Origin of the sequence: Burkholderia sp. Ac-20345, assembly GCF_017104825.1 — a bacterium.
In the GTDB taxonomy this organism is placed as follows: domain Bacteria; phylum Pseudomonadota; class Gammaproteobacteria; order Burkholderiales; family Burkholderiaceae; genus Burkholderia; species Burkholderia lata_B.
In genome coordinates this window covers 1-13,768 of record NZ_JAAGPO010000130.1, presented here as the reverse complement: position 1 = coordinate 13,768, position 13,768 = coordinate 1, and the positions used below count along the sequence as shown (strand labels likewise).

The following is a 13,768-nucleotide window of genomic DNA, read 5'->3' as shown; positions in this document are numbered from 1 at the left end:
GCCGCCCGCGACCGTCGTCGCAAAACGGGCGGCCTGGAAGGCGCCCGCCTCGCGTGCCGTCACTCCTGGACGGACGGCGCCGAATCGGCGTCGGTATAGCGCGGCTTCGCGTTCTGCAGGTCGCGCGTGTTCTTCTGCACGGCCACCGAGCCGAACAGTGCGAGCACGAACGACATCGCGTAGAAGCCCTTCTCGCTCAGTTGCAGCGTCGCATTGAAGAGGCCGACGACCAGCAGCGCGATCGACAGCAGCAGCGCGATCCAGCTGAGGCCGTAGTAGATGCCGGTGACGGGAATGCCTTCCGCGCGATCGCGGACGCTCTTCTGCAGCGAGATCGCCGCATAGAGGCCGAACACCAGCACGGTGAAGTAATAGCCCTTCTCGTTGAGCTGCATGCCGGCGTTCCAGAGACCGATCAGGAATGCCGCGAACCCGGCGAGCAGCGCGGCCCACGATGCGGCCACGAACGCGAACGACGGCTGCTGGATGGTGGTCTGGTTCATTGCTTTGCCCTCTCTTTCTTCTTGTTCGAAATCGTTTTCGTTGAACTGCGTTTCGCGCATGGTAGCAGCTTTGACGCGTGCCACGGCAACCTGGCTTGCAGTCTTACATGCCGCGCTGCGCGCGCCGCCAGCGCCCCGGCGTCGTGCCGAGCACCGCGCGAAACGCCTTGCCGAAAGCGGCCTCGGACTGGTAACCGACCGCCTGCCCGATCTCCGCCTGCCCGCGCTGCGTGTCCTGCAGCAGCGCGCACGCATGCATCATCCGGATCTGCGCGACGAACGCGCCGACGCTCATCCCGGCCCGCTCGCGGAAATGCCGTGCATACGTCGCGCGCGACATCGCGGATGCGTCGCCGAGCGACTCGACCGTCCACGGTTTCTCCGGCGCCTGCAGCACGGCCTGGACCGACGGGCCGAGCCGCGCATCGGCCGCGAGCGCAAGCCAGCCGGACGGCACGCGCGCACCACGACCGTATGCGCGCAACGCATACGCGAGCAGCGCCTGGCCGAGCGCGTTCACGATCGCGCCGGCGCCCGGTTGCCCGTTCGACGCCTCGGTGCGCAGCACGCTCGTCAGCAGTTGCAGCGGCGCGAACCCCGACGCCTCGCGCAACCCGACATGCAGCACGTGCGGCAGCGTGCGCATCAGCAGTTCACCGGCGCCGCGCGCATAGACGAACCGTCCGCACAGCAGGTCCACGCTCGCACTGCCCGGCTCAGCCGGATCGAGATTCGACTTGACCGGCAGCACCGCGCCGCCGCCGGTGCCCAGTTCGTGCAGCGCCGCAGCCGGCCGCGACCGGCCAGCCCCTGAGTCGAGCAGGTCGTGCGCGCCACCCGCGGGCAGCAGTACGAAATCGCCGTCGGCGAGCTGCAGCGTGCGCCCGTCCGCGGTACGCATCCTGCACGTTCCGGCCAGCACCAGGTGAAACGCCGCCTCGCCGGACGGCAACGGGTCGTGCGGCATCGCGAACGGCCCGTCGAGCAGGCAGCGCACGTCGAGCTCGACATGGCTGCGCCCCAGCGACAGCAGTTGGCTCAATGCATCCATGAGACGATCGCGCTAAAAATTGACACTCTAGCGTATCGAAACCCTCAGCGCGAACGATCAGAATAGGTCTGCATCGCCCGAGATCGCGGCGCCCGCCGCCCTCCTCACCTCTTCTCGAAAAGGACGCATCATGCTGAACTGGAACGAATACCGGAAGGAACTCTCGACGCGCATCGGCGACATCGCCAAGCTGTCCCCCGATACGCTGGCCGGCTACCAGGCACTGGCTGGCGCCGGCGCCAAGACGGGCCATCTCGACGCGAAGACGCGCGAACTGATCGCGCTCGCGGTCGCCGTCACGACGCGCTGCGACGGCTGTATCGCCGTGCACACCGCGGAAGCGGCCAAGCATGGCGCGACCAAGGAGGAAGTGGCGGAAGCGCTCGGCGTCGCGATTGCGCTGAATGCAGGTGCAGCACTCGTCTATTCGGCGCGTGTGATGGACGCGCTCGGCGAGTGACCCAAACGGCCGCGGCGCTGCCGTCGTACGGCGGTGCCCGGCCGCATGGCTGCATGGCTGCATGGCCGCCCGGTTGCGCATTGCGCATCCGGACAAGCCAGGTATGACGATTGGCCAGCGTACCTGCCTGAATGACCGGCTGGCCGCGCACCGGCACGGATGCGCCGCGAAGTCGGCTACCATGCGCGAACGATCCATCGTAAAGGAGCGCCCCATGTGCCGCTGGCTCGCCTATACGGGTAATCCGATTCATCTCGAGACCGTACTGTTCCGCGCGAAGCATTCGCTGATCGACCAGAGCCTGCATTCGGAGCTGGGGGCGACGACCACCAACGGCGACGGCTTTGGCATCGGCTGGTACGGGCACCCGGACGAAATCCCGTTCCGCTACCGTTCCGTACATCCCGCGTGGAACGACCGCAACCTGCGCGAAGCCGCGCGCGCGATCCGCTCGCGGATGTTCATCGCGCATATCCGCGCGGCCACCGACACGCCCGTGCAGGAAACCAACTGCCACCCGTTCCGCCACGGTCGCTGGCTGTTCGCGCACAACGGGCTGATCCGCGACTTCCACAAGCTGCGCCGCGACCTGACGTTGAAGGTCGATCCCGCGCTGTTCCCGACGCTCGAAGGCTCGACCGACTCCGAACTGATGTTCCGCCTCGCGCTGACCTACGGCCTCGAGCAGACGCCGCTACCGGCGCTCGAGCGGATGGTCGGCGTGGTCGAGGAAAGCGCCGCGCGGCATCGCGTGGCCGACCCGCTCAACATGACGATCTGCGCGACCGACGGCGAACGGATCATCGCGGTGCGTTATTCGAGCGAACGGCAATCGCGTTCGCTGTTCCACAGCACGTCGTTCAAGCACCTGCACGAACTGTATCCGCACAACCCGCGCATCGCCGAAGCCGGTGACGACGCGTTCATGGTCGTGTCCGAGCCGCTCGTCGACCTGCGGGGCGCGTGGGAGGAAGTGCCGGAGAGCATGGCGATCGTCGCGCAGGGCGCCGATGTGCAGCAGCGGCCGTTCAGCCCACGGCACAAGTAATTAACGAAGTCGTTGGCGACGTAACGGGTATTCAGGTTGAATCGCGCACCCTGGATGAATACGCCACCTCCAGCACGGTGACGCGCCACCGTTACATCAACCGGGAAAATGAAGAAGCCACGCACCATCGAAATCTGCTCGACGTCGGGTGCTGACAACCCGTAAATGAACAACCGTTATTGTCTCGACGATCATCACCCTTCCAGAAGGCCCGGGTGTCAACACGGTCGAGGATCGGCGCAAGCGAGTACTTCAGAGTCCGAATCTGAATATTTCTGAAAAATCACACCTCTATTTCCCTGCGACTTCAGCGGAATGCTAATTTAATAATCTTTCAATTCGAATCCAATCGGGATCACGCAATCCGATGCCGATTCCGCAATGCGCACGCCCACACATTTGATAAGGTTTCAGATGTATTAACGTATGATGAAAGTCATCATTCTTCCAATAAATTCACAGAAAATTCGTGAAACCACACTTGATTCATTGCCCGCCCCCCCGTCAGCGGCATCTTAACGTTCAAAGACCACTCTCGCGATGTCGCGAATTCTCGATCACACCCCGAATAACCCATCGCTCGTCACCTTCGCAACTAGCGCTCCAGCGATGAACTTCCTCTCGCTGCATTCGTTGCGTAGGTACCCAGCGCCGATCTACAACTACAAAACAGTAAAAGTTTCCGTCCGACTCCCCCACCCGGCCCATTTCTAATCCGCAATAATTACGACTCTATCCACGAAAGATTTCGTAACCTATGCACCACCAGAAATTTAGTTACAACTTCAAGAAAATACGTTACAATTCGCCAACAATCATATGTAGATATAAAAAATAATCCCACGATTATCGGCACATCGAATCCGAGATGATTGAAGATTGTAAAAATCTACTACCCGCCACACTATCAGGCTGTCAACCCATACTTCCTCGCGTGCAACAGAATCGAGCCTTTGTGGTGTGGTTGACTGGCGTTTCCGGCGCCGGTAAGTCGACGTTAGCGAATCTGCTGAAGGAGCAACTTGATGCTCGTGGACTTCGCACGTATCTGCTGGACGGCGACATCCTGCGTGAGGGGCTGAACCAGGATCTCGGATTCAGCGATGCTGATCGACACGAAAATATCCGACGCACAGCCGAAGTCGCGCGGCTGATGGTGGACGCCGGACTCATCGTCATTGCTGCACTGATCTCGCCATTTCACGAGGCGCGCGCCAAAGCCCGCGAACGCTTTGCTGCCGGCACGTTTATCGAGGTCTTCGTCGACGTGTCATTGGAAGTGGCAGAGGCTCGCGATCCGAAGGGCCTGTATGTGTTGGCAAGGCAGGGAGCGATTCGGCAGTTCACGGGGATAGAGTCGACCTACGAGAAGCCATTGTTCCCTGACGTACACGTCAGGACAGCCGAGACAGGTCCCCTGGAGTGTGTGGCCGCAATCATCCGCAAGCTCCCGCTGAATGCCTAACGCCACTGCAACGGACTGATTTCACCCACCCCGCCCCGCGGGGCGCATGAGTAGATGTGCCGGAAGGCACAGCAATGGCCACGCACTGCTCGTATGTCCGGCAGCAGGCTTCGAGCCGCGCCACAAGTAGCGAGCGCGACCGGGTACATCGTCACGCATCGCGCGACAACCGCATCCGGATCGAATCGAGTTCGGCGGGCAGCCGGCGCGAACGGGCGCGCGGCCGCGGCAGCGCGGTGAACCCGAGCCGTTCGTAAAGCGCGCGGGCCCGCACGTTGCGGGTCAGCACGTCGAGCACGACGTCGCGGCTGTCGTCCACCGGCAATGCACCGGTGTCCAGCGCGTCGCAAAACAACGCGCTGAAGATCCCCGTGCCGCGCTGCCGCTCGTCGGTTGCGCAATGCGCGACGAGGATCTGCGAACGCTTCGGCGCCGGGAGTTCCGTTTCGAGGATCAGCCCGCGCAGCAACTGGCCGATCGTGCGGTGCACGCCGAAAAAGCGCGCAAGTGCCCATACGACATGCACGTCGTCGAACATCGTCCGCTGCCCGTCGTGAATCGCCATCACGGCAAGCACGGTGCCGTCTTCCGCAACCGCGACACGATGCCGGCGCCACGAGAAGCGCCCATGACGCGAACGGAATGCCTGCTGCAGGAAGGCGATGCAGCGCGCATCGCTTTCTCCGAGAAAGAAGCCGAATTCGGCCACGCCGGACGCGAACACGAGCGGTGCACACGCCGCCGCGTCGCCCGCATCGGCCGCACGAAACCGCATGCGTTCACCGGCGCGCGAAGCCGCTTGCGCGAACGCGCCGGCCTGCGTCATGCGCTGCGCCCCGCGAGACGAGACAACACCGCGACCGTCCGGCTGATCTGCTCCGGCTCGTGCGTCGAGCAGATGAAGAAGCGCAGGCGCGCCGCCTTTTCCTCGACGGCCGGATAGAAGATCGGCTGCACGTTGATCCCTTCGTCGAACATCGCATTGGCCCATTGCGCGGCCTTCAGCGAGCTCCCCGTGATCACCGGCACGACCGCGAACCCGGCGCTCGTGCCCGTATTCAGCCCGGCGGCGCGCGCCTCGGTCAGGAACTGCCGCCCGCGCGCCTGCAGTTGCGCGACGCGCTCCGGCTCGGCCTGCAGGCGCTCGAGCGCGGCCAGCGACGCTTCGGCGAGCGTCGGCGCGAGCCCGACGCTGTACAGGAAGCCCGGCGCCAGGTGGCGCAGCATGTCGACCAGCGGCTGGCAGCCGGCGATGAAACCGCCGCAGCCGGCCAGCGTCTTGCTCATCGTGCCCATCCACATGTCGACCTGGTCGGGCGCGACGCCGCAATGCTCGCGGATGCCCTTGCCGGTCGCGCCGAGCACGCCGAGCGAATGCGCCTCGTCGACCAGCAGGAAGGCGCCGTGGCGCGTCTTCACGTCGACGAAGCGCTGCAGGTCGGGGAAATCGCCGTCCATGCTGTACAGCCCTTCGATCGCGATCAGCACGTGCCGGTATTCGCGGCGCACGCGCGACAGCAGTTCGTCGAGCGCCTGCCAGTCGTTGTGCGCGAAGCTCAGCCGTTTTGCGCCGCTCAGTTGCGCGCCCTGCACGATGCTGTTGTGCGCGAGCGAATCGTGGACGATCAGGTCGCCGGGGCCGAACAGCGCGCCGATCACGGTCACGTTCGTCGCGTGCCCGCTCACGAACGCGACACAGTCGTCGGTCTCGTAGAACGCGGCCAGCGCGCGCTCGAGGTCGCGCTGCACCGGGCGCTCGCCCGCGACCATCCGGCTCGCGGAGGCCGACGTGCCGTAGCGGTCGATCGCGGCTTTCGCGCGCGACGACACGGCCGGATCGCCGGCAAGGCCGAGATAGTTGTAGTTCGCGAAGTTCAGGTACTCGCGGCCGCCGATCTGCGTCGTCGCACCGGCCACGCCGTCATGCACGCGGAAAAACGGCGAGTCGACGCGCAGCTTCTCGCCCATCTCGCGCATGATCCGGACCTGCTGATACTGCGGCATCGACTCGAAGCGGCTGCGCGCCGATGCGGTCTGCGCGGCCACCGTGCCGGGCACGCCCGGTGCCGCGGCTGCATCGGTCGCGCGTTCCAGTTGCCGTTTCAGCGCTTTCGCCGCCAGTTGCTGGCGAAGATGCTCTCCCAGTGCCATTGCTTCCTTCGCTGTATCTCGAAAAGGCGCTATGTTACGCCGCGCATCATGAAAAAGCGTGGTGTCACGCGTCGGGAAACTCGGCCCATTGCCACGCATCGGGTTCGGCCAGCAGCGCGTCCACCAGCCGGAAATTCATCTCGTGGCTCGGCCGCAGCGCGCTCACGCGCGCCAGCAGCGGCGCGCCGGCCAGCGCAAGATCGCCGACCAGGTCGAGCACGCGATGCCGGACGAACTCCTCCGGCAGCCGCATCCCGCCCAGCACGCGATTGCCGACGATGGACGCCGTGCACGACGGCCGCGCGCCGCGCAGGATCGGCACCCCGCGCAGGTAACCGGCGACGATCGCGGGTACCGCCCACTTCACACGGCCATACGAACGCGATGGCGCAATTTCGGTCGCAAATGCGGCCGGCGTCAGCGCACCGTCCCAGTGCATGTCGCCGAAGCCGCGCAGGTCGTTGCGCACGCTCAGTTCGTAACGCGGCGCCGGTTCGATCCGCATTTCACGCCGCTGGTCGCCCTCGCCGTCCGTGACGACGACGGGCCGCAGCACGCGGATGAAGCGTTTCGGCGCATCGAGCGCGACGCGGCCGCACGCGCGGATGGCGTCCACCCACGGCGCGGCGCTGCCATCGAGAATCGGCACTTCCTCGGCGTCGATCTCGACGACCGCGTGATCGATCTCGCACGCGAGCAGCGAAGCGAGCAGATGCTCGATTGTGCGAACGCCGACGCCGTCGGCATTGCGCAGCATCGTGCACAGCGGCTGCGCGCGGCGCAGCGCGGGATCGACCGGCAGCGTCGCGAGCGTGCGCCCCTGCGCGACGCGACGGAACGCGATACCCGTCACGCCGTCTTCCGGACGCGCGGGCAGGATCCGCACGCTCACCTTGCGCCCCGTGTGCAGCCCGTGACCGTCGATCGTCAGCGGGCGTGCCAGCGTGCCCTGACGCGTTGCCCAGCCGGACGGCGCGCTCATCGCGCGACCTCCAGCGTCGGCGACGCCTGCCCCGCCACGGGCGCCGGCCGCGTATCGAGCATCGCGCGCGCTTCGCCGTCGATCGCATGCTTCGCCGCAAGCGCTGCGACGGCCTCCTGCGCGGCGTCGATCGCAGAACCGGCGTCGGCATCGGTCGACGCATCGATCGAATCGACGATGCGTCCGGCCAGCGTCGTCACGGACGCGCCCTCGGCAATCGCCATCACCGACAGCTTGACCTCGAACGCCTCTTCGACCGCGAGGCCGAGCTCCATCCCCATCAGCGAATCCATGCCCATGTCGAGCACCGACTTGTCGAGCGCGATGCGATCCGGCGTCATGTGCAGGATCCGCGCGATCTGCCCTTGCAGCGTCCGGGCTACCAGCGCGATCGCTTCGTCACGCGGCAACGCCAGCACTTCTTCCCGCAGCTGCGTGCCACCGTCGCGCGCATCGCCACCCTTCGCATGCGATTGCAGCAGCGCATACCGGCGTGCCTTCGCGGCAGGCATCCCGCGCGCCACCGCGTGCCAGTCGAGCCGGACCACGGCTTCGCCCGCCGCGCCCGCCACCAGCGCGCGCTCGAGCGCGACCATCGCCTCGTCGGACGTGATCGATGCACCGCCGATCCGCGACTGCAACGCCTCGCGCGTATCCGCGTGGCGTGCGAGGAAGCCGACGTCCTCGAGCGGCCCCCAGGCCATGAACGTGCCCGGCAAGCCTGCCGCGCGGCGATGTTCGACGAGCGCCTCGAGGAAGCTGTTGGCCGCGACGTAGTTCGATTGCCCCGGATTGCCGAGATAGGTCGTCGCCGACGAATAGACCACGAACAGGTCGAGCGGCAACGCACGTGTCGCGCGATGCAGGTTCCACGCGCCGGCCACCTTCGGTGCGAGCACCGCGGCCATGCGCGCATCGTCGAGATTGCGCACGAGGCCGTCGTCGATCGACATCGCGGAATGCAGCACGCCCTTGAGCGGGCTGTCGCGCCGGACGATCGCGTCGATCATCGCATCGACCGCCGCTGCGTCGGTCACATCGCACGACACGACATCGACCGTGACGCCAAGTGTCGTGCGCCAGCGTTCGACTTCCTCGCGTGCGGCAGCAGCAAGTTCACCGGAACGGCTCGCCAGCGTCAGCCGGCGGGCGCCGCGCTCGACCATCCAGCGCGCGCTCGCGAAACCGAGCCCGCCCGTGCCGCCGACCACCAGGTACGTGCCATGCGGATCGAGCGCGAGTGAACCCGCGCGCGAGACGCCGCGCGTCGGAGCCGGCGTGCCGGACGGATAGGTCACGAGCACCTTGCCGATCTGGCGCGCCTGCTGCATGTAGCGGAACGCATCCTCCGCCCGTTCGGCCGGAAACGCGCGATACGGTAGCGGATGCAGCACGCCTGCCGCGAACAGCGCCATCACTTCGCCGAACAGGCGCGCAGTCAGCTCAGGCAGCGCCCCCATCAACTGGTCGGCGTCGATGCCGAAATAGCTGATGTTGTTGCGGAACGGCCGCAGCCCGATATGGCTGTTTTCGTAGAAGTCGCGCTTGCCGAGCTCGAGGAAACGGCCGAACGGCCGCAGCGTGTCGATGCTGCGCACCATCGCCTCGCCGGCGAGCGAATTCAGCACGATGTCGATGCCCTGGCCGCCCGTCAGCGCGCGAATCTCGTCCGCGAACGCGAGGCTGCGCGAATCGAGCACGTGGTCGGCACCGAGCAGGCGCACGAACTCGCGTTTCTCGTCGCTCCCGGCCGTCGCGAACACTTCCGCGCCGAAGTGGCGCGCGAGCTGGATCGCGGCGATCCCGACGCCGCCCGCACCACCGTGCACGAGCACGCGCTCGCCGCGACGCAGACGCGCGAGTTCGACGAGTGCGTAATACGCGGTGAAGAACGTGGTCGGCACGGTCGCCGCTTCCTCGAACGACAACCGCTCCGGTTTCGGCGCGATCGCTTGCGCGCGCGTCCTGACGCGCGTCGCGAACGAGGCCGGTGCGAAGCCGAGCATCGCATCGCCCGGTGCGAATTCCGTCACGGCGCTGCCCACCCGGACGACGCGGCCGGACAGTTCCATGCCGATCGTCGCGCCCGCGAAGCCGGTCTCAACCGCTTCGTCGGACAGGAGCCCCATCGCATACATCACGTCGCGGAAATTGAGGCCGGTAGCAACGGGCTCGATCTCCACCTCGTCGGCACCCAGCGGGCTTTCCGGCAACGCGAACCATTCGAGATTGCGCAACGAGCCCGGCGCATCGAACGCGAGCACGGCCGCACGTGTGATCGCGCCATCGTTGCGGGCTGCGGCCTGCGCGGCCGTCAGCATGCGCGGCACCTGGCGCCCGTGTGCGCCCAGGACGACTTCTTCCTCGACCGCCGAGCCGGTCAGCTCGCGAACCAGTGCGTCGGGAATTCCGTCCGCCGCGGGATCGGCGTCGATCAGGCGGCACGCGAGTTCGGGATGCTCGTTCGCCAGCACGCGACCGAGGCCCCACAGCGTGGCCTGTTCCGGATGCGCATTCGCGGTCCCGGCGAATGGTGCGCCGCCGCGTGTGACGACGGTCAGCCGCGTGGCCGCATTCGGCTGCGCACCGAGCGTGCGAACGAGCGCCGCAAGAGCGATCACGCCGTCATGCTGCGCGGCCATCAGGCCATCCCCCGTCGCCGATTCGGTGAGCGGCGTTTCCGGCGCGCAGAACACGACATGCGCCGGTTGCCCGGCCGGCAACGACGCGATCGCATCGGCCGCGTGGGTGACGTCGACGATATCGGCCGGATAGCCCGCGCGCGCCAGCGCATCGGCCAGCCGCCCGCCGAAACTGCCGGCGGCATCAGGTGCGTGCATCACGAGCCATTGCTCGCTGCGTGCCAGCGTATCGAGATCGCTCGGATCGTCGCCGCGTTGGTCGGCAACGGCGCTCGCCGGGTTGCGTGCGATGACGAACGTCGGTGTGCCGTCCAGATCGAGCGACTGCTCGACGTGCCGCACAACGTCGACGTAACCTGCGCGTTCGAGCGCCGCATCGAGATCCGCCGGTGCCAGCGGCACGGGCGCGTCGGCTTCCGTCGACGAACCCTGCGCGCCAAATACGATGTCGGAGAAGCGGCCGCGCCGCGACTCGGCCAGCAGCAGCAATCCGCCCGGCGCCAGCCATGACCGCATCGCATTCAACGCGTCGGCTACATCGTGACGGCCGCTCAACGCGCGGTTCGCGACGATCAGGTCGTAAGGACCGGCTTCGTCGGCCGCCAGCGACAGGCGCTCGCCCGACTGCAGCGCAACCGTGCGCACCGCCGCTTCCGCATCCGCGTCGAACCCGGCCAGTTGGCCGGCCGTCGCCGCGATCGTGTGATCGCAACGCGCGGCCGCGAGATGCATGCCGAGCGTCTGCAGCACGTCGCCGTCCGTCGCGCCCAGTTCGAGCACGCGCAACCGGCGTACCGGTTGCCATTCGTCGACGGCCTGCTCGACGCTTGCGCTCAGCAACGCGTGCACGTACTGCCACGTCGGCGATGCGGCAAGGAGTTGCTCGACCAGGCTGTGCCCGGTCGGCGACAGCAAGCGTGCGCCGTCCTTCGCGCCGTTCAGCACGTCCGGCAACGCCGCGCCGCAATGCGCGAGCAGCGTCAGCTCGGCCACGTGCCCCGGCGATTCGGCCAGCAGCCCGCGCCACAGCTCGTCGAGCGGCGGCAACGCCGCACACGCCGCGTCGTCGCGCACGAGCAGCGCGCCATCGCGATGAGCGAGACCATCCTCGACCAGCATGTCGGCAAGACGCGCGGCCAGCGCCGCACGCCCGGCCGCCGGCTGCCACGTGCCGGCGAATGCGCCGAGCGCATCGAACGCACGGAGCGCGTAGAGGCTTGCCAGCACGTCGAGCAGCGGCAGGATTTCGGTCAGATGCTGCGTCCGGCGGCCGTCGTGCCCGGTTGCATCGAGCCGCGCGACGGCCTGTGCGAGCAGCGCGTCGGGAGCCGGCAAACCGGCTGCATCGACGTCGCCCGCCAGCGGCACTTCGTCAAGGTGGTAGACGAAGCGCGCGGGCTGGTTTTGCCGACGGCCGACGAGATCGACGCGCCGGAACCGGCAAGCGCCGAGCCGCGCGACGATCGCACCCCGCGCGTCGAGGAATTCGAAATGCGCGACGATCGAATGCGGGCTGTGACGGTCGATCCGCACGAGCACGCGCTCGACCGTGTCGCCGCGCAGATAGTCGACGCGACCGATCTGCACCGGCACGTAAGCCGGATGCTCGCCTTCGCGTGCGTGGGCCGCAAGCAAGGCGAACAGCGGATGGAACCCGCTGTCCATCAGCGCCGGATGCAGCAGATAGGCGGACAATGCCAGCGCGTCGCCGCATGCGGCCGGCGCGGCGACGTCGGCCAGCGCAGCACCGTCGCCGGCGGCGACCCGCACGCTGCGGACCCAGCGGAACGCCGGCCCGTAGCCGAGGCCGATCGCTGCCGTGTTTGCGTACAGCGTGTCGCCGTCGGCAGCGGGCAGCGCGAGCAGACGATCGAGCGCGTCCGGAGACACGACGCTCGCATCGCCGAGCGCGTTGCCGCTTTCCAGCATCCGCCCCGTCACGTTCAGCGTCCATGCGCCGTCGGACATCCGGTCGCGCGTCTCGATCGTGAAGGTCGCGGTACGCGGCTCGATCACGAGCCGGAACAGTTTCGCCTGCTGCGGCTGGAATACCACCGGCGTGCGGATCTCGACGTTTTCGAGCGCCGCATCCGGCGTATCGAAGAAGGCGCGTGCCGCGGCGAGCGCCATTTCCACGTATCCAGCCCCCGGGAACGCCACGCCGCCGTCGACGACGTGATCGGCCAGCATCGGCAGCTTCGCCGGATCGAGCTGGTTTTCCCACGCGAATGCGTGCTCGTGCAGGCGATAGCCGAGCAGCGGATGCTCGCGGCGGCGATTGACGAGGCCGTAGCCTTCGACGGTCGGCGTCAGCCAGAAGCGGTCGCGCTGCCACGGATAGGAAGGCAATGCAGCGCGCGATTCTCCCGGCGAGAAACGGTCGGGATCGACGCTCGCGCCATGCGCGATCGCCGCGAGAATCGCGTGCCGCAGCGTCGCCGCGCTGCCGTGGTCGCGCTTGAGCGTCGGCAGTACCACGCCGGTCGCGCCCGCGGCCGCGAATGCCTGCTTCACGTATGTGCGCAGGATCGAATGCGGCGAGACCTCGACGAACAGCCGGACGCCCTGCTCGATCAGATGCGCGATACCGTCGCCGAAGCGCACCGGCTCGCGAATGTTGCGCCACCAGTAGCGGGCATCGAGTTCGGTGCCGGCAAGCGCGCCGCCGGTCACGGTGGACACGAACGCACCGTTGCCCGGCTGCGGCCGCAGGCTCGCCAGTTCGGCCAGCACGACCGGCTCGATGCGGTCCATGTGGCTGCTGTGGAATGCGTAGTCGAGATCCAGCATCTGGAAGAACTTGCCGCTGCCGCGCAGCGCGGCCTCCAGTGCCTGCAAGCCCTGCAGCTCGCCCGCGAGCGTTACCGCATCGGGGCTGTTGATGCCGGCGATCTCGACGCGCCGCGCCAGCCCGTGGCGCGCGATCAGTTCGCGCGCCGCCGCGTCGCCGATGCCGACGGCCGCCATTCGGCCGCTGCCGCGCGTCATCGCCTGCGCGCGGCTGCGGATCTTGATCACGCGAACCGCGTCGGCGAGCGACAGCGCGCCCGTCACCCACGCCGCGGCGATCTCGCCGACGCTATGGCCGATTGCCGCGTCGTAACGCATTCCGCGCGCGTCGATCACGCGAATCATGCCGACCTGGATCGCGAACAGCAGCGGCTGCGCGTTCTCCGTCGCGGCGAGCCATTCGGCGCCTGCGCCGGCCAGCCATTCCGCGCTCGGGCCGCCGCGCATCACGTCGACGAGCGACGGGCTGCCGTCGGCGCACCACAGCGCGTCGACTTCGTCGAGCGCCGCGCGGAAGACGGCGTTCTCCGCATAGAGTTCGTTGCCCATCCCGACCCACTGGCAGCCGTTGCCAGAGAAGACGAGCGCGGTGCGCGCCGCATCGGCGGGCGCCTGGCCGGTTGCCACGCTGGCCGGCAGGCCTTCCTGCGCCGGCTGGGCCAGCGCCGCGAGCGCA

Annotated in this window: 9 protein-coding genes; 3 read left to right on the top strand and 6 right to left on the bottom strand. The window is 67.4% G+C overall.

Features of this window, described 5'->3' with window-relative positions; genetic code table 11:
• Positions 1–59: 59 nt before the first annotated feature.
• Both yiaA and G3O06_RS32770 read right to left on the bottom strand, forming a co-directional pair.
• Positions 60–503, bottom strand: a complete 444-nt coding sequence (gene yiaA / locus G3O06_RS32775) for an inner membrane protein YiaA (protein ID WP_174913275.1) — start codon at positions 501–503, stop codon at positions 60–62.
• A gap of 103 nt (positions 504–606) precedes the next feature.
• Positions 607–1,554 carry an AraC family transcriptional regulator gene (locus tag G3O06_RS32770; protein ID WP_174968396.1) on the bottom strand — a complete coding sequence of 316 codons (948 nt, stop codon included), beginning with the start codon at positions 1,552–1,554 and terminating at the stop codon, positions 607–609.
• Between the two features lie 130 nt (positions 1,555–1,684).
• Between G3O06_RS32770 and G3O06_RS32765 the strand changes: the two genes are divergently transcribed.
• From G3O06_RS32765 to cysC, 3 genes are all read left to right on the top strand, one after another.
• Positions 1,685–2,014, top strand: a complete 330-nt coding sequence (locus G3O06_RS32765; RefSeq protein WP_205818700.1) for a carboxymuconolactone decarboxylase family protein — start codon at positions 1,685–1,687, stop codon at positions 2,012–2,014.
• A 214-nt stretch (positions 2,015–2,228) separates the two neighbouring features.
• Complete coding sequence (locus G3O06_RS32760; RefSeq protein WP_205818699.1) at positions 2,229–3,062, top strand: class II glutamine amidotransferase; 834 nt, start codon at positions 2,229–2,231, stop codon at positions 3,060–3,062.
• A 934-nt stretch (positions 3,063–3,996) separates the two neighbouring features.
• Positions 3,997–4,527, top strand: coding sequence for an adenylyl-sulfate kinase (gene cysC, locus G3O06_RS32755; RefSeq protein ID WP_346779566.1), 531 nt, complete (start codon positions 3,997–3,999; stop codon positions 4,525–4,527).
• Positions 4,528–4,678: 151 nt separating this feature from the next.
• Here cysC and G3O06_RS32750 read toward each other — a convergent pair whose 3' ends face one another.
• The 4 genes from G3O06_RS32750 to G3O06_RS32735 form a co-directional block, all read right to left on the bottom strand.
• Positions 4,679–5,353, bottom strand: a complete 675-nt coding sequence (locus G3O06_RS32750; protein WP_205818697.1) for an N-acetyltransferase — start codon at positions 5,351–5,353, stop codon at positions 4,679–4,681.
• On the bottom strand, positions 5,350–6,678 hold the full coding sequence (locus tag G3O06_RS32745) for an aminotransferase class I/II-fold pyridoxal phosphate-dependent enzyme (protein ID WP_174968393.1): 1,329 nt from the start codon (positions 6,676–6,678) through the stop codon (positions 5,350–5,352). Before G3O06_RS32745 ends, G3O06_RS32750 begins: the two co-directional genes overlap by 4 nt.
• A gap of 64 nt (positions 6,679–6,742) precedes the next feature.
• A complete protein-coding gene (locus G3O06_RS32740) occupies positions 6,743–7,660 on the bottom strand; it encodes a UDP-3-O-acyl N-acetylglycosamine deacetylase (protein ID WP_205818696.1) in 918 nt (305 codons plus the stop codon).
• On the bottom strand, positions 7,657–13,768 hold a 6,112-nt coding region (locus G3O06_RS32735), incomplete at its 5' end, for an SDR family NAD(P)-dependent oxidoreductase (protein WP_205818695.1). The genes G3O06_RS32735 and G3O06_RS32740, both read right to left, overlap by 4 nt.

Excerpts from the sequence above, each read along its gene's own strand:
- yiaA (WP_174913275.1), bottom strand. The coding sequence starts at position 503 with ATGAACCAGACCACCATCCAGCAGCCGTCGTTCGCGTTCGTGGCCGCA.
- G3O06_RS32770 (WP_174968396.1), bottom strand. The coding sequence starts at position 1,554 with ATGGATGCATTGAGCCAACTGCTGTCGCTGGGGCGCAGCCATGTCGAG.
- G3O06_RS32765 (WP_205818700.1), top strand. The coding sequence starts at position 1,685 with ATGCTGAACTGGAACGAATACCGGAAGGAACTCTCGACGCGCATCGGC.
- G3O06_RS32760 (WP_205818699.1), top strand. The coding sequence starts at position 2,229 with ATGTGCCGCTGGCTCGCCTATACGGGTAATCCGATTCATCTCGAGACC.
- G3O06_RS32750 (WP_205818697.1), bottom strand. The coding sequence starts at position 5,353 with ATGACGCAGGCCGGCGCGTTCGCGCAAGCGGCTTCGCGCGCCGGTGAA.
- G3O06_RS32745 (WP_174968393.1), bottom strand. The coding sequence starts at position 6,678 with ATGGCACTGGGAGAGCATCTTCGCCAGCAACTGGCGGCGAAAGCGCTG.
- G3O06_RS32740 (WP_205818696.1), bottom strand. The coding sequence starts at position 7,660 with ATGAGCGCGCCGTCCGGCTGGGCAACGCGTCAGGGCACGCTGGCACGC.